Source organism: Streptomyces sp. WMMC1477 (assembly GCF_027460245.1).
Lineage (GTDB): Bacteria > Actinomycetota > Actinomycetes > Streptomycetales > Streptomycetaceae > Streptomyces.
Genome location: NZ_JAPZBD010000003.1, coordinates 1,479,156 through 1,501,450, shown reverse-complemented (window position 1 = coordinate 1,501,450; position 22,295 = coordinate 1,479,156). Strand labels below are relative to the sequence as shown.

20 protein-coding genes and 1 tRNA gene are annotated in these 22,295 nt (G+C 75.3%); 10 read left to right on the top strand and 11 right to left on the bottom strand.

Translation table 11 applies throughout. The annotated features are described in order from the left end of the window. Nucleotides 1-12 precede the first annotated feature (12 nt). Nucleotides 13-747, top strand: a complete 735-nt coding sequence (locus tag O7609_RS06855) for a maleate cis-trans isomerase family protein (protein WP_269734042.1) — start codon at nt 13-15, stop codon at nt 745-747. Between the two features lie 52 nt (nt 748-799). Here O7609_RS06855 and O7609_RS06850 read toward each other — a convergent pair whose 3' ends face one another. After that, nucleotides 800-2,632, bottom strand: a complete 1,833-nt coding sequence (locus O7609_RS06850; protein WP_443072076.1) for a putative bifunctional diguanylate cyclase/phosphodiesterase — start codon at nt 2,630-2,632, stop codon at nt 800-802. A gap of 282 nt (nt 2,633-2,914) precedes the next feature. Between O7609_RS06850 and O7609_RS06845 the strand changes: the two genes are divergently transcribed. Further along, nucleotides 2,915-4,195, top strand: coding sequence for a M6 family metalloprotease domain-containing protein (locus O7609_RS06845; RefSeq protein WP_443072075.1), 1,281 nt, complete (start codon nt 2,915-2,917; stop codon nt 4,193-4,195). Between the two features lie 172 nt (nt 4,196-4,367). On the opposite strand, the gene O7609_RS06840 is transcribed toward O7609_RS06845, so the two are convergent. The 8 genes from O7609_RS06840 to O7609_RS06805 all read right to left on the bottom strand — a co-directional run bounded on the left by O7609_RS06840 (nt 4,368) and on the right by O7609_RS06805 (nt 11,947). Continuing rightward, nucleotides 4,368-4,441, bottom strand: a tRNA-Lys gene (locus O7609_RS06840). After that, entirely contained in the window at nt 4,432-5,040 is a 609-nt protein-coding gene (locus O7609_RS06835; RefSeq protein ID WP_269734041.1) for a hypothetical protein, read from the bottom strand. Before O7609_RS06835 ends, O7609_RS06840 begins: the two co-directional genes overlap by 10 nt. 171 nt (nt 5,041-5,211) lie before the next feature. After that, entirely contained in the window at nt 5,212-5,556 is a 345-nt protein-coding gene (locus tag O7609_RS06830; protein WP_269734040.1) for a hypothetical protein, read from the bottom strand. A 119-nt stretch (nt 5,557-5,675) separates the two neighbouring features. Then, nucleotides 5,676-7,061 carry an AAA domain-containing protein gene (locus O7609_RS06825; protein ID WP_269737049.1) on the bottom strand — a complete coding sequence of 462 codons (1,386 nt, stop codon included), beginning with the start codon at nt 7,059-7,061 and terminating at the stop codon, nt 5,676-5,678. A 2-nt stretch (nt 7,062-7,063) separates the two neighbouring features. Then, on the bottom strand, nt 7,064-8,569 hold the full coding sequence (locus O7609_RS06820; protein WP_269734039.1) for a hypothetical protein: 1,506 nt from the start codon (nt 8,567-8,569) through the stop codon (nt 7,064-7,066). After that, nucleotides 8,566-9,747, bottom strand: a complete 1,182-nt coding sequence (locus O7609_RS06815; protein ID WP_269734038.1) for a hypothetical protein — start codon at nt 9,745-9,747, stop codon at nt 8,566-8,568. Before O7609_RS06815 ends, O7609_RS06820 begins: the two co-directional genes overlap by 4 nt. 141 nt (nt 9,748-9,888) lie before the next feature. Beyond that, a complete protein-coding gene (locus O7609_RS06810; protein WP_269734037.1) occupies nt 9,889-10,260 on the bottom strand; it encodes a cupin domain-containing protein in 372 nt (123 codons plus the stop codon). A 118-nt stretch (nt 10,261-10,378) separates the two neighbouring features. Further along, the gene (locus O7609_RS06805) at nt 10,379-11,947 is read right to left on the bottom strand and encodes a hypothetical protein (protein WP_443072074.1); all 1,569 of its coding nucleotides are present in this window, start codon (nt 11,945-11,947) and stop codon (nt 10,379-10,381) included. Between the two features lie 310 nt (nt 11,948-12,257). Between O7609_RS06805 and O7609_RS06800 the strand changes: the two genes are divergently transcribed. The 4 genes from O7609_RS06800 to O7609_RS06785 all read left to right on the top strand — a co-directional run bounded on the left by O7609_RS06800 (nt 12,258) and on the right by O7609_RS06785 (nt 14,794). After that, nucleotides 12,258-12,584 (top strand): hypothetical protein, encoded by a 327-nt coding sequence (locus tag O7609_RS06800; protein ID WP_443072073.1) that lies wholly within the window; start codon nt 12,258-12,260, stop codon nt 12,582-12,584. Nucleotides 12,585-12,659: 75 nt separating this feature from the next. Next, nucleotides 12,660-13,538, top strand: a complete 879-nt coding sequence (locus O7609_RS06795; RefSeq protein WP_269734036.1) for a spermidine synthase — start codon at nt 12,660-12,662, stop codon at nt 13,536-13,538. A gap of 216 nt (nt 13,539-13,754) precedes the next feature. Continuing rightward, a complete protein-coding gene (locus O7609_RS06790; RefSeq protein WP_269743246.1) occupies nt 13,755-13,982 on the top strand; it encodes an MbtH family protein in 228 nt (75 codons plus the stop codon). Between the two features lie 245 nt (nt 13,983-14,227). Then, on the top strand, nt 14,228-14,794 hold the full coding sequence (locus O7609_RS06785) for a murein hydrolase activator EnvC family protein (protein WP_269734035.1): 567 nt from the start codon (nt 14,228-14,230) through the stop codon (nt 14,792-14,794). 23 nt (nt 14,795-14,817) lie between these two features. Here O7609_RS06785 and O7609_RS06780 read toward each other — a convergent pair whose 3' ends face one another. Then, nucleotides 14,818-15,459 (bottom strand): SACE_7040 family transcriptional regulator, encoded by a 642-nt coding sequence (locus O7609_RS06780; protein WP_269737046.1) that lies wholly within the window; start codon nt 15,457-15,459, stop codon nt 14,818-14,820. A gap of 141 nt (nt 15,460-15,600) precedes the next feature. On the opposite strand from O7609_RS06780, the gene O7609_RS06775 reads away from it, so the two are divergent. The 4 genes from O7609_RS06775 to O7609_RS06760 are packed head-to-tail and all read left to right on the top strand — an operon-like array spanning nt 15,601 to nt 21,425. Beyond that, complete coding sequence (locus tag O7609_RS06775; protein WP_269734034.1) at nt 15,601-17,217, top strand: carboxyl transferase domain-containing protein; 1,617 nt, start codon at nt 15,601-15,603, stop codon at nt 17,215-17,217. A gap of 34 nt (nt 17,218-17,251) precedes the next feature. Further along, a complete protein-coding gene (locus O7609_RS06770) occupies nt 17,252-19,318 on the top strand; it encodes an acetyl/propionyl/methylcrotonyl-CoA carboxylase subunit alpha (RefSeq protein WP_269737045.1) in 2,067 nt (688 codons plus the stop codon). Continuing rightward, nucleotides 19,315-20,259, top strand: a complete 945-nt coding sequence (locus tag O7609_RS06765; RefSeq protein WP_269734033.1) for a hydroxymethylglutaryl-CoA lyase — start codon at nt 19,315-19,317, stop codon at nt 20,257-20,259. The genes O7609_RS06770 and O7609_RS06765 overlap by 4 nt, the downstream gene beginning before the upstream one ends. Nucleotides 20,260-20,261: 2 nt before the next feature. Further along, nucleotides 20,262-21,425: an acyl-CoA dehydrogenase family protein gene (locus O7609_RS06760; protein WP_269734032.1), complete on the top strand. Its 1,164-nt coding sequence runs from the start codon at nt 20,262-20,264 to the stop codon at nt 21,423-21,425. Nucleotides 21,426-21,553: 128 nt separating this feature from the next. Here O7609_RS06760 and O7609_RS06755 read toward each other — a convergent pair whose 3' ends face one another. After that, a complete protein-coding gene (locus tag O7609_RS06755; RefSeq protein ID WP_269734031.1) occupies nt 21,554-21,901 on the bottom strand; it encodes a hypothetical protein in 348 nt (115 codons plus the stop codon). Nucleotides 21,902-22,295 lie beyond the last annotated feature (394 nt).

The window sequence follows — 22,295 nt, the reverse complement described above, 5'->3', positions numbered from 1 at the left end:
CAGGAGCAGTCCATGCAGAAAGCCGCCCAGCACTCCGTGGGATTCCTCTACCCCGGGTACTCCGCCGAGGACGACTACCCCCGGCTGGAGGGCATCCTCCGGGAGGCCGGTGCCGACGTCGCGCTCCCGCTCGTCCACACCGACATCGGTGAGGACGCCCACCGGGTCGACGCCCTCCTGGAGATGGGCTCCGGGGACCGGCTGGCCGACGGCATGACGGCGCTGTCCGGGCGGGGCGCCCGGACGGTCGTGTGGGCCTGTACCAGCGCCAGCTTCGTCTTCGGCTGGGAGGGCGCGCACGAGCAGGTGCGCACCCTCTCCGCCGTCGGCGGGCTGCCCGCGTCCAGCACGTCCTTCGCGTTCGTCCACGCCGTGCGTGCCCTCGGCCTCCAGCGGGTCGCCATCGCGGCCACCTACCCGACCGACGTGGCCGAGCACTTCGCCGCCTTCCTGAAGGCGGCGGGCATCGAGGTCGTCTCGCTGCGCGGCAGCGGCGTCATCACGGCCGCGGAGGTGGGCACCTGGGGCCGCTCCGAGGTGCTGGAGATGGCGACGTCGGGGGACCACGCCGCGGCCGAGGCGGTGCTGCTCCCGGACACGGCCCTGCACAGCGCCGAGCACCTGCCGGTGCTGGAGGCGGTGCTGGGCAAGCCGGTGCTCACCGCCAACCAGGTCAGCGTCTGGGAGGGCCTGCGGCTGGCCGAGCTGTCGGTGCGGACCGAGGCGCTGGGCGCCCTCTTCCGCTGACCCGCCGAGCATCCCGGGCGGGGACGCCCCCAAGCCCCGGGGGCCTCCCCGCTCACGTCCGGCGTTCTGCGCCTCGTGCCCTGCGGCCCGCGTCCTGTGACACGACGTTCCCGCGCGGCGCCTCCCGCGGGGCCGACGCGAGGAGCGCGGAGATCCGCTCCGGCGCGACCGGCTTGGAGTAGTGCCAGCCCTGGCCGGTGTCGCACCCGATGCGGCGCAGCCGTTCCGCCTGCACCGGGCCCTCCACGCACTCCGCGGTGACGGTCAGCCCCAGCTTGTGGGCCAGGTCCACGAGGGAGGCCACGATCGTCTCGTCCGCCCGGTCGGTGCGGCCGGACTGCCCGGCCTGGAAGCCGCGCACGAACATGCCGTCCAGCTTCAGCGCCCGCACGGGCAGCCGGCTCAGATAGGCGAGGTTGGAGTAGCCGGTGCCGAAGTCGTCGATGGCGATGCGCACCCCCATCTCGGAGAGCGCCTGCAGGGCCCGCACCGGGCGGCCCCCGGAGCCCATGACCTCGTTCTCGGTCAGTTCGAGCTGGAGCAGCCCCGGCGGCAGCCCCGTCTCCTCCAGCACGTCGGCGACGTCGGTCACGAGGTCGGAGTCCCACACCTGGCGCACGGCGACGTTCACGGACACGTAGATCGGCAGCCCGGGGTGCCGCAGCTGCCAGCCCCGGGCCTGGCGGCACGATTCGGCGAGCGCCCAGCGGCCGAGCGGCACGATGGCCCCGTTCTCCTCGGCGAGCCCGATGAACTCCTTGGGGCCCAGCGTGCCGAACCGAGGATGCCGCCAGCGCACGAGCGCCTCCACCCCGCGCAGCGTCTCGTCCGCGAGGCCGACGATCGGCTGGAAATCCAGGGCGAACTCGCCCCGGTCGACGGCGGGCCGCAGCATGCTGGAGAGGGCCTGGCGGGTCATCCGGTGGGCGTTGCGCTCGGGGTCGAACAGCGTCCAGCGGGCCTTGCCGTCGGCCTTGGCCCAGTACAGCGTGGTGTCGGCCGCCTGCATCAGCTCCGTGGGCCCGGTACCGGCGGACGGACGCTCGACGACGCCGATGCTGGCCGAGATCGTGTGCCGCTGGCCGGCGAGCCGGAACGGCCGCTGGAGCGCTCGCAGTAGGGCGTCGGCCAGGTCCGTGAGCTGCTGCGTCCCGGTGGAGCCCTCGACGAGCAGGGCGAACTCGTCCCCGCCGAGCCGGGCGACGAGGTGCCCGCCGCGCGGCCCGGCCGCACACTGGACCAGCCGGCGGCCGACCAGGTCGAGCAGCTCGTCTCCGACGCGGTGCCCGAGGGTGTCGTTGACGGCCTTGAAGCCGTCCAGGTCGAGATAGCACAGGCCGACGCGCCCGGTCGCGCTCTCGGCGAGCGCGGTGGCCAGCCGTTCGAAGAACAGCGACCGGTTGGGCAGCCGGGTCACCGGGTCGTGCATCTCCAGATGGCGCAGCCGCTCCCGCAGTTCGCGGTACTCGCTCACGTCGGCGACCGTGAGCACGGCCGCCGGCCCGGGCGGACCGGCGGCCACCAGGCCGACCTCCGCCCACAGGAGCGCGCCCCCGGGGTGCTTGAGCCGCCGGGTGCAGCGCACCTCCGCGCGCTCGCCGCGCAGGACGGCGGCACAGGCGGCGCGGGTGCGGCGGTCGAGACCGAGCGGGGCCAGCTTGGTCACCGGAAGGCCGACGAGGGACTGGGCGGAGGCGTCCAGCAGTTCGGCGAAGGCCGGGTTGACGGTGGAGATGCGCCCGGAGCGGTCGACGAGCGCCATCGCCAGCCGGGCGCTGTCGAACGCGACGCGGAAGTCCACCTCGCGGTGACCGTCCGTAGCGACGCGGGGCGCTGCTCCGGTGGCGTTCGGGTCGCCACCCGGCGCGTCCAGGGTTGCGTTCACCGATCGCTCCCGGAGGGGTTCGTCACTGGAAAGTCAGCCGATCATAGGGGCTTACGTGGCGGACAGGCCAGCACGGGCCGGAGCCGGGACACCCGCGGAGGGGACCGTCGCGCACGCCAGTACGAGCACCGGGGTGATCGCACCGGAACGGCGGGACGGCTACGCACGGTGAAGCCGTGGTCCTGACCCACCCGGCCTAGTCCAGCAGGACGACCAGCGGAATATCGGCCCACAGTGGACGAAGTGTCGGCAACCCGACCGGGTCTGTCCTCGGAGGTCCCTGTGCGATCGACGCCTCCCACGCCGCCCGCGCACCCGCCGCGCCGCGCGGCTCTCGGCGGGCTCCCGCGCCGTGCGGCCGTCCGCCGCGCGGCCTCGGTGCTCACCGTGCTCACCGCCGTCGTCGGCACCTCGTCGTTCGCCGGGCCCGCCACCGGCCGCCCGGTCGCCCCGCCGTGCGCCCTGCAGCGCACGGACGCCCATCACTCGCTCGGGCTGGACACCTGGAACGACGCTTACGTGCGCCCCGAGCGGACCGTCGACGCGATGATGGTCTTCCTCTCCTTCCCCGACGCGCCGCCGCTGACCTCCCCGGGCCAGCTCGCAGCCGACCACTTCCCCGCCACCGGGAACTTCTTCGAGCGCGCCTCCTACGGCCGGCTCGACCTGCGGCTGCACGCCACGCCCCGCTGGACGCGCATGCCCAAGCCCGCCCACGCCTACGGAATAGCGCGGGACTGGGACGCCGAGGGCCGGGCGGCCTTCGTGCGCGACGCCCTCGCCGTCACCGACCCCCGCGTCGACTTCGGCGACTACGACCTCGTCTACTTCGTCGCCGACCCCGACGCCCCCGGCGTCGACTCCGACGCGACCAAGGTCGTGAACTTCCGCGAGCCCGTCACCGTCGACGGCACCGAGCTCCGCCGCATCGTGACCGTGTTCGAACGGTTCCCGGCCGACCGCAACGTCCTCGCCCACGAGACGGGGCACGTCTTCGACCTGCCCGACCTCTACAACCGCCCACGCGACGGCAAGGGGGACTGGGACACCTACGTCGGCGACTGGGACCTGATGGGCAGCCAGTTCGGACTGGCTCCCGACCCCTTCGGCTGGCACAAGTGGAAGCTGGGCTGGCTCGACGCCGAGCACGTCGACTGCGTCGGGTCGCCCGGCACCACCCTGCACTCCCTCCAGCCGCTCGGCCGCACCCCCGTGCGGCGGGGCCACGCAGCCGGGACCCGGCTCGCCGCCGTGCGCACCGGTCCGGACGAGGTGCTCGCCGTCGAGGTCCGCGAGCCGCTCGGCAACGACGCCCGGGTGTGCCGCGGCGGGGTACTGGTCTACCGCGTGCGCAGCGACACCGCCTCGGCCGGCGGGCCCGTGGAGGTGCTCGACGGGCACCCCGAGTCCGTGGCCTGCCGCGCCACCTCCGTCCACCCGCCGCTCGCCGACGCCCCGCTCGGCGTGGGGGAGACCCTCTCGGTGGACGACGGCGCGGTGCGGGTCACCGTGCTGGACCGTTCCGTGACCGGAGAGTGGGCGGTGCGCATCACCCGGCGCTGAGCCCGGGCACCGAGCCCTGGCGCTGAGCCCGGGCACCGAGCGCGGGGACTGGGGCCCGGGGTGGCTCGCTGGCCGGCGCCGGAGGCGAAAGGGCCGGTCAGAGCGTTGGTGCCGAGGTGCCCCGAGCATGCGCGAAGGCCCTCCGCTGTCGCGGAGGGCCTTCGGCCGTCTGTGCGCCGCCAGGGACTCGAACCCCGGACCCGCTGATTAAGAGTCAGCTGCTCTAACCAACTGAGCTAGCGGCGCCTGCTGACGTCGTAGACCTTAACACCCGCATCGCCGCGAGCGGAAATCGATAGCCCGCGACGACCCTCCCGACCAGCGCGGACCGCCCTCACGGCGGCCCACAGCAGGTCCCGCGGGCCCGGCAGCCGGCCCCCGTGCGGGGCGGGCGGCACCAGCCAGCGAGACCCGGCCGCCCCCGCGCCCTCGCCGGGCCGCGGCGGAGCCGGCACGGGGACGACGTCCCCCGGCCCGTAGCCCAGCAGCGGCGGGATCTCCTCGACGTCGTGCCTGCCCTGCCACTCCTCCCAGTGCAGCAGTGCGGGCAGGCGGCGGGCCGTGCCGGGCGCGGCGAGGAAGAGCACCCGCCCCTGCTGGACGGCGACCGGGCCGGCGCCCGCCAGCTGCTCCGCCATGCGCCGGCCGAACAGGGCCGGCGCGCTCACCGCGTCGAACACGGTGCCGCAGGGAAGCGGTTGCGCCCGCTCCGGGAAGGCCCCCCACAGGGCGCGGACGCTGCGGGGGAACGGGCTCGCCGTGGCCGGCCAGTCCGGACCCGCGGCGGTGTGGGAGTCGGTGCTGCTGTGCAGGGAGGCGAGGTCGTCGCGGAAGGGGATGCTCATGGCATCCAGGTGTACCGTGCGTATCCGTTCGGTCACGGCACCTGAGTGAAAACCCCGCGTCGCCGCGTGCGGTGCGCTACTCTACGCACGCGCACCACGCCCACGGGTGACATCCGCGGCCGGCGGCCGGCCGAGACCTCAGGGTGCGCTCGGGGCTGCGACGGAACCTCGTCAGGGCGTCTCGGCGGACTGCTCGATGAGCTGCCTGCCGAAGGCGATCATGCGGCGCGCGTAGTCCTCCGTCCACTCCGCCCGGTCCGCGATGGCGTCGTCCGGCAGCTTGTCGAACCGCTTCGGGTCGGCGAGCTGGGCGGCGGCCATCGCCTGGTACTCCACGGCCCGGTCGGCCGCCGCCTGGAAGGCGAGCGCCAGCTCCGTCGACCGGGACAGCAGCTCCCGCGGATCGCTGATCGACTCCAGGTCGAAGAAGTGCTCCGCGTCCTCCGCCGCGGCGGCAGGCTCGAAGAGCAGCGGCGCGGGCCGCCTGGGCTGAGGAGCCGGCTCCGGCTCGGGCATGAACGTACCTCCACGTCGTAGACCACCGTCCATTGTCCCGCGAACCCCCGCGCGCTGTCTGCCCCCGCCCGGGGCCGGCACCGCCCGGGGCCGCGTCGCCGGGCACGGGGCCCGGGCGCTCAGCCCCCGGCGGGGACCCGGTGGGCCGCCAGCTCCGCCAGGACCTCCTGCTGGGCGGCCCAGCCGTCCGGGAACGCCACCTCCACCCCGAGCCGCACCGGGTCGGCCGACGGGTGGTCGTCCAGCAGCTCCGCCACGCCCGCGCGGCACACGACGACGCAGGCGTGCCGGTGCCGGGACGCCAGCACGCACAGCCGGCCCGTCTCCAGGTGGAAGGCCGTGGCGTCGGGCCGGCCCGACAGCGGGTGCAGGACCACCGTGACGTCGTACTCCCGGCCCTGGAGCCGGTTGGCCGTGTCCACCGTGACGCCCGCCACGCCCCGCCCGGCCAGCGCGGCGCGGACGGCCGCCGCCTGGTCCCGGTGCGCGGTGCCGACCGCGACGCGGTCCGCGGTGAGCGGCACCGGCTCCGGGCGGCCGCGCTCGTCCGTCGTCACCCCGCCGCGCTCCAGCAGCCGACGCACGACGTCGGCCACCGCCGCCACCGCCTCCGGGTCGGTGCGCGGCGTGTGCCGGGCGGGCAGTTCCAGCAGCCCCCACCCGGAGCTCGCCGCCTCGTCCAGCACCCGGTCCACCGGCGAGCCGTCCGAGCGTGCGGTGAAGCCCAGCGTCCGGTCGTCCGGGCCGGTGCCGCTGCGAAACGGTGTGAAGGGGTAGAAGGCGCGGGACACCAGCGGCGCCGCGGAGGCCGGCAGCCGCCAGGACACCGGCAGCCGGTGCTGCGGCAGCTCCGGGTGGTGGGCCAGCAGCGCGGACACGGCACTGGCCGACGGGTCGTACGTCAGCCCCGCCCACTGCTCGGTGCCCACCTGGCTGAACGGGTCGAGCTGGCCCGGATCGCCGACGAACAGCGCCCGCTCGAACAGCCGGGCCACGGCCAGCAGCGCGTCGGACCGCATCTGGTAGGCCTCGTCGACGATGGCGTGCTCCCACCGCTGTCCGTCCGCGCCGCCCCGCGCGAACGCCCACTTCATCGCGGTGGAGACGACGACGGCCTGCCCGGCCAGGTCAGCGGGCTTGGCCGAGGCCCGCACCCGGGCGTGCCGGTCCAAGGCCGGGTCGTAGGGGGTGTCGTTGCTGTGCAGCCGCCCGACGGGCAGCTCCGGGTCGGCGGTGGCCAGGCGGTCCACGAGGTCGTCCACCTGGGCGTTCGTCTGGGCGACGATCATCAGCGGGCGGCCCACCGCGGCGAGCTCGCGAGCAGCGCGGACGACGAGCGTCGACTTGCCCGCGCCCGGCGGCGAGTTCACCACCACGCCGCGTTCCCGCCCGTGGAGCGCGTCCGCGAGGATCGCCGCGGTGGCGGCGTCCGCGGCCGCCCCCGGGTCCCGCGCCTCGGGGCCCCCGGGCTCGGCGGTGTCCTCTCCCTGCTGTTCCAGTCCGATCGTCACATCAGGTCCTCTCCGGTGACGGGGTCGGGCGGCTCGACCCGTGCCGGGCCGGGCGGGCCGCCGTGGGTCCACGGGGTGTCCTCCGGTTCGGGCAGGTCGGGGCCGCCTCGCGGGGTGTGGTCGAACAGCGTCCAGCACACCGTCTCACCCGGTTCGGGAACCGAGCCGGGCGCCGGCTCCCGGCCGCGGCCCATCCCGTTCGTCAGCCGCACGGTGACGAGCCCGGGCCCCGGAGCGGCCACGCACTCGCCCTGCTGCGAGGTTCCGTCCGCGCGGGCGCGCCACACCCGCACGCCCGCGCCGGGCTGGACGTCGTCCTGGGTGACGACGGTGACTAGGGGGCGCGGCATCGGGCGCCTGCCGGTCGAGTAGGCGGACTCGACCTCCGTCACGGTGCCGCTGAACGCCTCCCCGGCGAGCCGGCGCGCGGCCATCACCAGCGGGTCGTCCAGGGCCTCCTGCGCGGACAGCCGCGCCTGGTCCCGCTCGCGGGCGGCGAGCTTGCGGGCGGCCGTCACCGCGTCGTCCCGCCGGGGCTGCGGCGGCTCCCCGGCGCGCACCCGGTCCCGGTGGGCGGTGTAGGACCAGCGGTCACCCTCCCACCGCCGGGCGACGCGCTCCCCGGGCGGCAGCGCCCGCAGCAGATCGAGCGCCTCCCACACCGCGTCCCAGGTCGGCCGGAGCTGCCCGGACAACAGCTCGGCGATCTCGTCCTCGGCGCCGCGCACCCCCGCGTCGTAGCGGGCGACGGCGGGGGCGAGGAGCCGGTTGTCGAAGGCCGGGTCGGTGGCCGGGCCGGCGGGCGGCAGCAGCAGCCGGCCGGCGGCGTCCCGTGCCGTCTCCGCCCGCAGGGCCGCCTCGGGGCCCGCCGCACCACCCTCCCGCAGCCAGGCGAGCAGCGCGCCCAGGTGCTGGTCCTCCAGGGGGCTCTGCCCCGTCGCCCAGTGCCGGGTCAGCAGATCGGTGACGGCCAGGAGCAGCGAGGAGCCGGGCACCCGGGACCGTTCGCCGTAGTGGCTGAGCCAGCGGCCGAGCAGCGGCACGCGGGCGGGCGCCGGATACGCCGCCTCCGGGTCCTCCTCGGCCGTCCTGCGGAAGCGCATCGAACGGCCCAGCAGCCGGACGAGGGCCACGCCCCCGGAGTTGGGGACGAGGAGCTGCGGGGCGTCCAGGCACAGCTCGGCCTCCTCCCCGGAGCGGCGGGCGATGGTCTCGACCTCGTCCTGCCCCGCCTCCAGATGCGGCAGCATGGCCTCGGCCAGCTCGGCGAGGAACCGGAAGCGCAGGTCCCGGTCGCGCGGCTGCGGGACGGTGAGGAGCACCGGCTCCGCCGCGTCCGTCCCTACCAGCGCGGCCAGCGGGGCCCCGGCCTCGCCCGCCGTGGTCAGCGGCACGAACACCAGCGGCCGCTCGGCCAGATGGCGGTGGCGCACGGTGGTCAGCGGCTGGGCCCGTCCCGCCGCGGCGGCCTCGACCCGGGCCAGCGTGGCCAGCAGCGTCATCGCGGACCACCCGCTCCCGCGCGGGCGGCCGCCAGCGCCTCGGCGCGCAGCCCCGCCGCCCGGCGCAGCGCGGCGACGGCCGGCTCCTCCTCGCCGTCCGCGTCGTGGCCTTCGCCGTGGCCGGCGCAGCTGCCGCCGCGGGCGGCGCCGAGGACCTCCGCAAGAGTGGCGAGGGAGCCCAGCTCCCCGCGCACGGCCCGGCCGAGCACTGTCACCTCGCCCGCCTCGCGGGCCGCCGCCCGGCAGTGGAACGCCAGCTCGCAGGAGGCCAGGCACTCGGGCGCGTAGGCCGCGGGCACCTGGGCGACGGCCTCGGCCAGCTCGGCGCCGGGCCGGTCGACGTCGAAGGTGACGCCGGGCGGCAGCGCGGCGGCGATGTCGGCGAGCCGGGTCAGCCGCGCGAGCTGCCGCCGGACGGCCGCGCGCTGCTGCCGCAGGTCCACGGCGGCGGCCGTCGGCAGGTTGGAGAAGTCCTTCGGGCACACCAGCAGGACGACGTCCGCGACCCGCCCCGGGCCGACGGGCTCCTCCAGCGCCAGCGTGTAGACGGCGGCCTGCCGCACGGCGGCGCCGACCTTGGCCGGGTCCGCGGCGCCGTCCAGGATCGGGAACGACTTGACCTCGACCACCGTCCGGGTGCCGTCGGGCGCCACGACGAGGGCGTCCGGCTCCAGGTGCACCGGCGCGTCGGCCACCTGCAGCTCCAGCATCGGGTGCACCAGGACCGTCCACACGCCGGGGCCGGCGGCGTCCGCCTCTTCCACGGCGAGTGCGGTGCGGGCGGCGCGGCCGACGGGACCGTCGGCCGCGAGATCCGGCACCTCGACGGCGAGCGGCTCGGGGGAGCCGTCCCCGGTGGCCGCGCGCAGCATGCGGACCAGCTCCGCGCCGCCGTCGGCGTGCACCCGCGACTCGAAGGCATGGCCCCGGGTGAAGGCGAACTGGGACTGGCCGAACGGCGCGGGGGAGCCCAGGGCGCGAGCCAGCGCCGTCTTGTCCACCCCCGCTCCGTCCAGCAGGGCGCGGCGGCGGCACCCGGGGTTGGCGGTCAGCGCGGCCAGCGCCCTGGCGTCCAGCGGGCGGGGCGGGTGGACGGCTCCGCGCAGCTCGGCCAGCCGCTGTCGCAGCGGCGCCGCCGCGCCCGCCGTCCGGGGCGGGGCAGGGTTCACGTGCGTCACCCGGGGCAGTCTGGCATCTCCCACGGACAGCCGGACCGCGCCCGTCCGTTCCACGCCCCGCCACGCGGTCCGGGGCGGCCCGCCGAGGACAGGCCGGGGCCCGGTCGGCCCGGACGACCGGGCCCCGGCGTGGCCGGCGGGTCAGGAACCCGACGGCTTGGCGTAGTCGCCGAATCCGGCCCAGTCGAGCATGACGCACGCCTCGTCACCGAGCACCCAGGCGTCGTGTCCGGGCTCGATGCTCACGAACTCGCCCGGCCCGACCTCGGCGGTCTCGCCGTCGTCCATGGCGATCTTCATCCGGCCGCTCAGGCAGTACCCGACGTGTGCCGCCTGGCAGCTGTCCGTGCCCGCGATGGGCTTGACGTGCTTGGACCACTGCCAGCCCGGCTCGAAGATCGCCTGCCCCACCGGCCCCTGGGCCGTCTGGAGCAGATCCAGCTCGCCCTTGCTCTCCTCGAACGGGCGTCGCTCGTCCGCCGCCGCGAACGTCTTGTGCACGATCCCGGCCATGATCATCTGCCTCCCGGGAGAGAACGCTTTCGTCCCCGAGCCACCTTCCAGGCTACCGGCGGCGGGGGTGCGCCGCAGGGTCCCGGCACACCCCCGGCGCTCGTCCGCCGGACCGGCCTCAGGCGCCGCGTACGCCCTCCAGGAAGTCGGGGACGTGCGGTTCGCGCTGGTGCGGCAGGAGCCGGGCGGCCGTGCGGCGCAGCATCGTGCGGATGCGGGTGGAGTGCACCGAGGCCAGCAGGTCCAGCGCCCGCACCCCCTGCGCCGCCGCCTCCTCCGGAGCGCGGCTCGCCGCCAGGTCGTCGGCCAGCTCCGCCGTGAACAGCGCCCTGTTGCGCGCGAAGTGCGGCGGCTGCAGCTCGACCGCGCGCCGCGCGCACACGCTCGCCCGGCCGAAGTCGCCGAGCGCCGCCCAGCACTGGGCCTCCAGCCCGGCCAGCTCGGCCTCGCCGAAGAAGGTCATCCACTCCGGGTCGGTGTCGGAGGGCCCCCGGGCGAAGAGGTCGTGCGCCCGGCCCAGTGCCTCCTGGCAGCCGGACCGGTCGCCCAGCCCGCTGCGTCCGCCCGCCTCACGCAGGCTCAGCAGCGCCAGCAGCCGCGGTGAGCCCAGGCCGGCCGCGGCGAGTTGGCCGGCCTGGGCGGCCCGGACGGCCTCCCGGTGGCGGCCCGCGTCCCGGGCCAGGAACGCGGTGTTGCAGAAGGCGTGCGCCTCCAGTCCCGCGTCTTTGGCGACCCGCGCTGTGGCGAGCGCCTCCGCGTAGTGTGAACGGGCGTCCTCCAGTTGACCCGAGTCATGGGCCAGCCAGCCGACGGAGATGGCCAGTTCACCGGCGCCCGAGTGCAGCCGGTCGGCCACGGACTGGCGGCGGATGCCGGTGTCGAGCAGCCGGTAGGCGCCGCGCAGGGCGGTGCCGGCCCGTTGGAAGAGGCTGTCGGCGCCGTGCTGGTCGTCCAGCAGCCTGATGTGTCGTACCGCCTGTTCGACGGCGTGGGCCTCGCTCTCTCCCGCCCTCGCGGGCAGGTCGGGGGTGGCCAGGGCATCGGCCGGTCCCGGGCCCAGGCCCAGGGACGCGGCGAGGGCGGCGGGGCCGCCGGTCATGAACGCGCGACGCAGCACGTCGCTCTCCTCGTCGGTGTGGAAAAGGGTCTCGGCGAGACGGGGCGCGAAGAGCCCGGCCGTCACCTCCGGCGCGTCCGGTTCCCCTGAAGACGCGCGCGGTCCTGTGGCTGCCGTGTCACCTTCGTGCCTCCCCCGTTCCCGCGCTCCCCGGCCTCGGACGGCTTCGCGCGGGGCGAAGCCCAGATCCGCCAGCGTCCGCCCGGGGAACATGTGCAAGAACACACGTTCATAGGCGTAGTTGGGGCAGCGGATCGCGCCTGCCTCCACCCGTCCGATGTACCGGGCGTCGCACGATACCTGCTCTCCGATCTCGCGTGCCGCCCGGCGGACGGCGGCGGCGAACTCGCTGGGCGAGCGGCTGCCGCGCAGCCTCCGGAAGGCGGTGTTGGGCCGCGTCGCAGGCTGCCGACGGGCTGGTGCCGCGGGGGCGGGGACCGCGGTCGCGGAGTTCGCGGCCGCAGGATCCGCGGGCCCGGAGGGCGTGGGGGCCGAGGGCCGCGCGGACGCGGAACGCGAGGCCGTGGAAGATGACGTAGAAGGTGACGACGCCATGCCCGGAAGGTACATCTCGTGACAGGGCGGCCACGCAGGGTTCGCCGACAAACGGCATATCCCATCCGCGTTCTGCCATGAAGTGCCATCCTTTGCCGCCGTACCCGCCGTAGCCCCCCGCATCGCCGGACGTTGAACCCGTCACCAAGTCAGCGCGTAAGGCGGAGGGGTGGTCTCCTTGCTGGACACCGACGGCCCGCGAATCACGGCACACTCCGGTGCGGCACCGGGCCGAAGGCCGGACACGGTCCGGTCGGGCGCCGCACGCACCGGCGTCGTCCGGCCCAGGCTGACCCGGCCGGCGCCGGGCGAACCCTGCGATCTGGTGACGGTCCCGGCGCGGGAGGGGCTGGAAGCCGCCGACATCCTGCGGTTGTGGGACGGCGTCGGGCCCGTCCTGCACGACGGCGGCGGCACCACCCTGGGCTTCCTCGTGCCGCCGGGCACCGCCGACGGCTGGGACGTCCCCGGCAGCGCCTGCGCCCCGGCGAGCATGCCGCCCGGGCGGGCCGCCGACGCCCCGCCGGTCCCGGGCGCCTGCTGGCTGGTGCCGCCGGAGCGGGCCTACGTCCCGGCCACCGAACCGGCGCTCCTGCGCGCCGCCCTGCGCGAGGCGGCTCACGTCATCGACGTCGCCGACCGCCAGGGTTAGGGCCCGTCCGGCGGGTCAGGCCAGGCGGGGCCGGGGTGCCGTCGGCGCCGAGGCCGCGTCCGGGATACTGGCGGCATGGGCAGAAGGGCAGGTCAGCGGCGGCGGGGTGGGCGCGAGACGGTGAGCGCACGGGTCGGCGGCGGTCTCGCCCGGCTGGTGCCGGAGCCCGACCGCCCGCGGGGCTGGACGCTCACCCTCGACGACGCCCCCCAGTCGTGCGTGGATCTGGACGACCCGACGTATCTGGGCTTCTCCTACCAGCGCCGCCTCGGGCACGCGCTCGACGTGGCCCTGGCCGCGGCGCCGGGGCGCCCGGTGCGCGCAGTCCACCTCGGCGGGGGCGCGTGCACACTGGCCCGCTACGTGGCCGCGACCCGGCCGCGCTCCACCCAGCAGGTGATCGAGGTGGACACCGAGCTGACCGCCTTCGTGCGGGAGCGGTTGCCGTGGGACGCCGGCTGGCGCATCCGGGTCCGGGGCGCCGACGCCCGGGCGGGGCTGGCGCGGATCCCGGACGGCTGGGCGGACGTGGTCATCGCCGACGTCTTCACCGGCGCACGGACCCCGGCCCATCTGGGCACCGTCGAGTTCCAGACGGAGGTGCGCCGCGTCCTCGCGTCGGACGGCCTGTACGCGGCCAACGTGACGGACGGGGCCTCGCTGGCGTATCTGCGCGGACAGCTGGCCACCGCGCTGGCGGCCTTCCCCGAGGCATGTGTCACGGCCGACCCGGCGGTGCTGCGCGGGAGCCGGTTCGGCAACGCCGTCCTGCTCGCCGCCGACCGGCCGCTGCCCGTGGCCGAGCTGACGCGTCGGGCCGCCGGCGACCCGCACCCGGGCCGGCTCCAGCACGGCCGGGAGCTCGCCGCCTTCACGGGCGGAGCCCGGCCCGTCACGGACGCCGAGGCCCGGCCCTCCCCGTCACCTCCGCCGGACGTCTTCCCCGGCCGCTGAGGGGGGCCGTCGGCGGTCCGCCGCCCTCGCGGCGCGGCCCCGCGCGGCCCGTGCCCCGGCACCCCGGCCGGGCCGACGAAGCCGCCCGGGCCCACCCCCGCCCGGGCCCACCCCACGTTCCGCCTCGCCGGCCGAGGGTGTTCCGGGCCCCGTGACCGCCGGCCGTGGGTCTCGTTTGCCGGTTACCCGCTGGACCAGAGCTGAGAGGACGCCGGTATGGGCTGGAACGGCGAGGACGACGGCGCCACCTACCAGGTGGTCGTGAACGCCGAGGAGCAGTACAGCCTCTGGCCGATGGGGAGCGAAGTTCCCCTGGGATGGCGTGCGGAGGGCAAGAACGGCTCGAAGCAGGAGTGCCTGAGCTACGTTCAGGAGGTGTGGACCGACATGCGCCCGCTGAGTCTGCGCAAGCGGATGGAGGAGGCTGAGCGAGCCAAGGGCTAGGGCTTCACGTCTCCGACAGGCCCCGGCTCCGGCGGTGCTGCCTGAGTGGCCTGCCGGAACCGGGGTTGACGTGGCGCCAGCTCGGATCCTGAACTGGCGCAGGGTCAGGATCCGCTCTGGCGACGACACCCGCGTGACGGCGACGGCTGGTCCGTTCGGTCCAGCGTCGGCGTGGCTGAGCGTGCGCCGCGGTGCGGCCGTCGCGATCCTCGCAGTGACGACATCGCTACGAGGAGGACGATCTCATGCCCGGTACGTCTGGCACCCGGTTCGCGCGCCTCACCTCCCGGCGGGCGGTGCTGCGCGGCGGCATGCTCACCGCACTGGGGTGCGTCCCGGCCCTGGGGGCCGTCCGCCTGGCCTCGGCGGAGGAGAGCCCGGAGTCCCTGCGCGCGGCCGGGCGGCCCTGGGCTCGCCCGCTGGCCGGTCATCACCGGGTCTCCGCCCACTACGGCATCCCCGGGGACTGGCTCGCCGGTCACCACACGGGAATCGACTTCGCCGTCGACAGCGGCACCCCGGTGCACGCGGTGGGCACCGGAACGATTGATTCCGCCGGTGCCCTGGGGGACTACGGCCAAGCGGTCGTCCTCCGGCTGGCGGACGGTCACTTCGCCCTGTACGCCCACCTCTCCCGGATCGACGTCCGCGCCGGGCAGCGGGTGGCCGGGGGCGAGGACCTCGCCCACACCGGGGCGACCGGCCGCGTCACGGGGCCGCACCTGCACTTCGAGATCCGCACCACGCGCGACTACGGCACCGACGTCGACCCGGTGCGCTACCTGGCCGACCGGGGCGTCTCCATCCTCTGAGCCGCGGTCACCGGGACGGGGGCTCAGCCGTCGGCGGGCGCGGGCGCAGTGCCCGGGGCCGCGCTGGCGGCGAAGGCGCCGCGGGCGAGCCGGTGAAGGAGCGCGGCGGTCACCGAGGTGTCCGGGAGCGCGGCGGGGCGGCTGAGCCGGGGTGTGGAGTTCAGCAGGCCGAAGACCGCGTGGACGGCCGCCCGGGCCTCCGGCTCCGCCAGCCGGGGGTGGACCTCGCGGACGACGGACACCCACAGCTCCACGTACTCGCGCTGGAGGCGGCGCACCCGCTTGCGGTCGTCGTCGCGCAGCCGGTCGAGCTCGCGGTCGTGCAGGGTGATCAGCGCCCGGTCGTGGAGGGCGAAGTCGATGTGCCCGGCGATCAGGGCGTCGAGCGCGGCCTCCGCGGGGGAGCCCGCGGCCACGGCCTCCTCCAGCCGCTGCCGGCCGCCCTCGTGCAGCCGCTCGCTGATGCCGACGAGCAGTTCGGCGAGCATCGCGTCCTTCCCGGCGAAGTGCCGGTAGAGCCCCGGACCGCTGATGCCGACGGCGGCGCCTATCTCGTCGACGCCGACGCCGTGGAACCCGCGCTCCGCGAAGAGCCGTGCCGCCTCACCCAGGATCTGCTCGCGCCGGCTGACGCGCTCGGTGCGGGCGGACGCGGCGGGTGCCACGGCTCCGGGGTCTGCGGGGGTCTCCGTGCTCATGGAGACAATTCTAGACAGCCCCGTTAGCGGGCGTTAACCTTGCGGGAGAGGTTAACGCACATTAACCCCTTGCGACCTGCCAACCACCACACGAGGGGGCACAGGGCAATGCAGCAGGCACCGCCGCTGGCCGGCGCCGCAGACCCGGCGTCGCCGGCCTGGCGCACCAACGAGGCGGCTCACCGGGAGCTGGCCGCGGAACTTCGCGAGAAGCTGGCGACGGCCCGGCTGGGCGGAGGGGAACGGGCCCGCGCCCGGCACACCGCGCGCGGCAAGCTGCTGCCCAGGGACCGGGTCGACGGGCTGCTCGACCCCGGCTCGCCCTTCCTGGAGCTGGCCCCCCTGGCGGCCGACGGGATGTACGACGGTCAGGCCCCCGCGGCGGGCGTCATCGCCGGCATCGGACGCGTCAGCGGCCGGGAGGCCGTCATCGTCGCGAACGACGCCACCGTCAAGGGCGGCACCTACTACCCGATGACGGTCAAGAAGCACCTGCGGGCGCAGGAGGTGGCCCTGGAGAACCGGCTGCCCTGCCTCTACCTGGTGGACAGCGGCGGCGCGTTCCTGCCCATGCAGGACGAGGTGTTCCCCGACCGCGAGCACTTCGGCCGGATCTTCTACAACCAGGCCCGCCTGTCGGCCCGCGGCATCCCGCAGATCGCCGCGGTCATGGGCTCGTGCACCGCCGGCGGCGCCTACGTCCCGGCGATGAGCGACGAGGCCGTGATCGTGCGCGACCAGGGCACGATCTTCCTCGGCGGCCCGCCCCTGGTGAAGGCCGCCACCGGTGAGGTCGTCACCGCCGAGGAGCTGGGCGGCGGCGAGGTGCACTCCCGCATCTCGGGCGTCACCGACCACCTCGCCGAGGACGACGCCCACGCCCTGCGCATCGTCCGCAACATCGTCGCCACCCTCCCCGAGCGCGGCGCGCCGCCGTGGTCGGTCGAGCCCGTCGAGGAGCCCGCCGCCGACCCGGCCGGGCTCTACGGCGCCGTCCCCGTGGACTCCCGCACCCCCTACGACGTCCGCGAGATCATCGCCCGCGTCACCGACGGCTCCCGCTTCCAGGAGTTCAAGGCCGAGTACGGGACGACGCTGGTCACCGGCTTCGCCCGCATCCACGGCCACCCCGTGGGCATCGTCGCCAACAACGGCATCCTGTTCTCCGAGTCCGCCCAGAAGGGCGCGCACTTCATCGAGCTGTGCGACCAGCGCGGCATCCCGCTGCTGTTCCTCCAGAACATCTCGGGCTTCATGGTCGGCCGCTCCTACGAGGCGGGCGGCATCGCCAAGCACGGCGCCAAGATGGTCACCGCCGTGGCCACCACCCGGGTGCCCAAGCTGACCGTCGTCGTCGGCGGCTCCTACGGCGCGGGCAACTACTCGATGTGCGGCCGGGCCTACGGGCCCCGGTTCCTGTGGATGTGGCCCAACGCCAAGATCTCCGTCATGGGCGGCGAGCAGGCCGCGTCCGTCCTCGCCACCGTCAAGCGGGACCAGCTCGAGGCCCGCGGCGAGGAGTGGAGCACCGAGGACGAGGAGGCCTTCAAGGACCCCGTCCGTGCCCAGTACGAGACGCAGGGCAACGCCTACTACGCCACCGCCCGGCTCTGGGACGACGGCGTGATCGACCCGCTGGAGACGCGCACGGTCCTCGGCCTGGCGCTGACCGCGTGTGCCAACGCGCCGCTGGGCGAGCCCGGCTTCGGCGTCTTCCGGATGTGAGGGGGAACCACTGATGCCACAGAAGGCACCGAAGATGTTCGACACCGTACTGATCGCGAACCGCGGCGAGATCGCCGTCCGCGTCATCCGTTCGCTGCGCGCCCTCGGGGTGCGCTCGGTCGCCGTCCACAGCGACGCCGACGCCGACGCCCGGCACGTGCGCGAGGCCGACACCGCCGTCCGCATCGGCCCCGCCGCCGCGAGCGAGAGCTATCTGCGCACCGACAGGCTGCTGGAGGCCGCCCGCGCCACCGGCGCCCAGGCCGTCCACCCCGGCTACGGCTTCCTCGCCGAGAACGCCGACTTCGCGCGCGCCGTCACCGAGGCCGGGCTGACGTTCATCGGCCCGCCCGCCGACGCCATCGAGCTCATGGGCGACAAGATCCGCGCCAAACAGACGGTGTCCGCCGCCGACGTGCCCGTCGTCCCCGGGTCCTCGGGCTCGGGGCTGACGGACGCCCAGCTGGCCGAGGCCGCCCGCGAGATCGGCATGCCCGTGCTGCTCAAGCCCTCGGCGGGCGGCGGCGGCAAGGGCATGCGGCTCGTGCGGGACGCCGCCGTGCTGGAGGACGAGATCGCCGCCGCCCGGCGCGAGGCCCGCGCCTCCTTCGGCGACGACACCCTCCTCGTCGAGCGGTTCATCGACGGCCCCCGGCACATCGAGATCCAGGTCCTCGCCGACGGCCACGGCAACGTGCTGCACCTCGGCGAGCGCGAGTGCTCCCTCCAGCGCCGCCACCAGAAGATCATCGAAGAGGCGCCCAGCCCCCTGCTGGACGAGGCGACCCGCGCCGCCATGGGCGCGGCGGCGGCCGACGCCGCCCGGGCCTGCGGCTACCGCGGCGCCGGCACCGTGGAGTTCATCGTCCCCGGCGGCGACCCCGGCGCCTACTGCTTCATGGAGATGAACACCCGCCTCCAGGTCGAGCACCCCGTCACCGAGATGATCACCGGGCTCGATCTGGTGGAGTGGCAGCTGCGCGTCGCCGCCGGCGAGCCGCTGCCCTTCTCCCAGGACGAGATCACCCTCACCGGGCACGCCGTCGAGGCCCGCATCTGCGCCGAGACCGCCCGGGTGAGCGGTGAGAGGGTCGACTTCCTGCCCTCCGCCGGCACCGTGCACCTGCTGCGCGAGCCCCGGGGCGAGGGCGTGCGCACCGACTCCGGGCTCACCGAGGGCACCGAGGTCGGCACCACCTACGACCCGATGCTCGCCAAGGTCATCGTCCACGGCCCCGACCGGCCCACCGCGCTGCGCCGCCTGCGCACGGCACTGGCCGGCACCACGGTCCTCGGCGTCGACACCAACACCGCGTTCCTGCGCGCGCTCCTGGCCCACCCCGACGTCGTCTCCGGTGACCTCGACACCGGGCTCGTCGACCGGGACGCCGCCGCGCTGGTTCCCGCCGCGGTCCCGGACGAGGTCTACGCGGCGGCGGCCCTGCTCCGCCACGCCGCCCTCCGCCCCAGCCCCGACCCCGGCGGCTGGACGGACCCCTTCGCCCAGCCCACCGGGTTCCGCCTCGGCGGCGAGCCCGCGTGGACCGTCCACCACCTCAGGCTGCCGGGGCGCGACCCGGTCGCGGTACGGGTGCGGCACGGGGCCGGGGGCGCGGCCGAGGTCCGCATCGGGGACGCCGACGCGGTCCCGGCCCGGCTCGCCGCGGCGGAGGAGGGCCGGGTGCACCTGGAGTGGGCCGGCGTCTCGCACCGCTTCGAGCATGCCGCGGACGGCCGCCACCACTGGCTGGGCCGGGACGGCGCCGCATGGCTGGCGCAGGACCACGACCCGGTGGCCGCCGCCCTGCGGGGCGGTGCCGGTGCGGCGGGCGCCGACGCCCTGACGGCCCCCATGCCGGGCACGGTCACCGTCGTCAAGGCCGCGGTCGGCGACGCCGTCGAGGCGGGCCAGGCCCTGCTGATCGTCGAGGCGATGAAGATGGAGCACGTCATCTCCGCCCCGCACGCCGGCACCGTCACCGAACTGGACGTCACGGCGGGCAGCACCGTCGCCATGGACCAGATCCTGGCCGTGGTGGACCCGCACGCGACGGACGGGGCGGGCGCCGCCGAGGGCACGACGGAAGGGGCCGGGGCATGACCGACGGACTGCCGATGCGCGTACCCGCTCCCGGGCTGCCGGGCCGGGTCCGCATCCACGAGGTGGGCCCCCGGGACGGGCTGCAGAACGAGCAGGCCGTCGTCCCGGTCGAGGTCAAGGCCGAGTTCATCCACCGGCTCGCCGCGGCCGGGCTCGGCACCGTCGAGGCGACCAGCTTCGTCCATCCGAAGTGGGTCCCCCAGCTGGCCGACGCGGAGGAGCTGTTCCCGCGCGTCAGCGAGCTCGCCCCCGGGGTGCGGCTGCCCGTCCTCGTCCCGAACGAGCGCGGCCTGGACCGCGCCCTGGCGCTCGGAGCCCGGCAGGTCGCCGTCTTCGCCAGCGCCACCGAGTCCTTCGCCAAGGCCAATCTCAACCGGACGGTGGCCGAGGCGCTGGCGATGTTCGAGCCGGTCGTCGCGCGGGCCAAGGAGGCCGGCGCCCACGTCCGCGGCTACCTGTCGATGTGCTTCGGGGACCCCTGGGAGGGCCCGGTCGCGCCGGACGACGTCGTCCGCGTCTGCCGCGCCCTCACCGACATGGGCTGCGACGAACTCAGCCTGGGGGACACCATCGGTGTCGCCACCCCCGGCCACGTCACCGCACTCCTGGCGGCGCTCACCGACGGCGGCCTCTCCGTCGACCGGCTGGGCGTCCACTTCCACGACACCTACGGGCAGGCGCTGTCCAACACGCTTGCCGCCCTCCAGCACGGCGTCACCACGGTGGACGCCTCCGCCGGGGGGCTCGGCGGCTGCCCCTACGCCAAGAGCGCCACGGGCAACCTCGCCACCGAAGACCTCGTCTGGATGCTGCACGGCCTGGGCATCGAGACCGGGGTCGACCTCGGCCGTCTCACCGCCACCAGCGCGTGGATGGCCGACCGACTGGGCCGACCCAGCCCGTCCCGCACCCTCCGTGCCCTCTCCCACAAGGAACGATGACCATGTCCCTGGATCACCGACTCACCCCTGAGCACGAGGAACTCCGCCGTACCGTGGAGGAGTTCGCCCACGACGTCGTCGCGCCGAAGATCGGCGACCTCTACGAGCGGCACGAGTTCCCCTACGAGATCGTCCGCGAGATGGGCCGCATGGGCCTGTTCGGTCTGCCGTTCCCCGAGGAGTACGGCGGCATGGGCGGGGACTACCTGGCCCTCGGCATCGCCCTGGAGGAGCTGGCCCGCGTCGACTCCTCGGTGGCCATCACCCTGGAGGCCGGCGTCTCGCTCGGCGCCATGCCCGTCTACCGCTTCGGCTCCGAGGAGCAGAAGCGCGCGTGGCTGCCCAAGCTGTGCTCGGGCGAGATGCTGGGCGCCTTCGGCCTCACCGAGCCCGAGTGCGGCTCCGACGCGGGCGGCACCCGCACCACCGCGGTGCGCGACGGCGACCAGTGGGTGATCAACGGCACCAAGTGCTTCATCACCAACTCCGGCACCGACATCACCGGCCTCGTCACGGTCACCGCCGTCACCGGGCGCAAGGAGGACGGCTCCCCGCTGATCTCCTCGATCCTCGTCCCCTCGGGCACGCCCGGCTTCACCGTCGCCGCGCCCTACTCCAAGGTCGGCTGGAACGCCTCGGACACCCGCGAGCTGTCCTTCTCCGACGTCCGGGTGCCGCTGGCCAACCTGGTCGGCGAGGAGGGCCGCGGCTACGCCCAGTTCCTGCGCATCCTCGACGAGGGCCGCATCGCCATCGCCGCGCTCGCCACCGGGCTGGCCCAGGGCTGCGTCGACGAGTCCGTGCGCTACGCCCGGGAGCGGGAGGCCTTCGGCCGTCCCATCGGCGCCAACCAGGCCATCCAGTTCAAGCTGGCCGACATGGAGATGCGCGCCCACACCGCCCGCATCGCCTGGCGGGACGCGGCGTCCCGGATGCTGGCGGGCGAGCCGTTCAAGAAGGAGGCGGCCATCGCCAAGCTGTACTCCTCCGAGATCGCCGTCACCAACGCGCGTGAGGCCACCCAGATCCACGGCGGCTACGGCTTCATGAACGAGTACCCCGTCGCCCGCATGTGGCGCGACTCCAAGATCCTGGAGATCGGCGAGGGAACGAGCGAGGTCCAGCGCATGCTGATCGCCCGCGAACTCGGCTTCCAGGCCGCCTGACCCGCCTCCCCCTCCGACCCCCGGCGGCGGAAGCCTCCGCAGCCCAGACACCGGCCGCGGAGGCTTCCGCCGTCCTCCCGCTGACGACCCATCGTGGCGCACGGCCGGTGGGGCGGTGGCCCCGCCGGTCACGTCCAGGTGAGGCGCTGCCCGTCGGGGCCGACGTGCAGCCGCATGCGGGCCGTGGGCGGGCGCCCGTCGGCCTGCCACCGCGTGACACGCTTGGTGATGTCGTCCCACAGCCGCGCCGGGCCACCCTGACGGACCATCCACCGCCCCCCTTCCCAGAAGACGGCAGCCCATGATCCCGCCGCCACGTCGACCACGACGTGTTCGGTCCGGCCGTCCCGATCCAGGGTGAGCCGCTGTGCGCGCGGCGCGGCGAACCCCGCGACGAACCGGGCGGTCCAGTCGTCGAGCACGTCCGCGCCCAGCTCCGTGGGGACGGCGTCCCCCTCGCCGAGGTTCGGCAGCATGCCCAGTGGGGTCGGAAGGTGGGGCCGGGCCAGCATGAACGAGACATGACCGCCGCCCCTCGACCTGCTCGGGGAAGACGCCCCCGGCCACCTGCGTCACCAGCGTGTCGTCCTCGTAGATCCGCGCGAGCCCTTCCGCGGAGTCCGCCGTCGTGGGCCGGCGAGAGGCTCTGGCCAGACGCTGCCGCAGGCCGGTCACGTTCGCCGAGATCGGTTTCGCCGTGGATACATCAGCCTCCCACGCGAGTACCGTGGAAAGCCTGGTCGACCTGGGGAGGCTGGACATGGACCTCGCGGCGGGGTGTGCTGGGGGCGGGGCCGATCCGGGCCGCTCGTTGACGACCGGGTGCGCGACGTGCGGGCGCTGCTCCGGCCGCACCTGGGCCACCCCGGC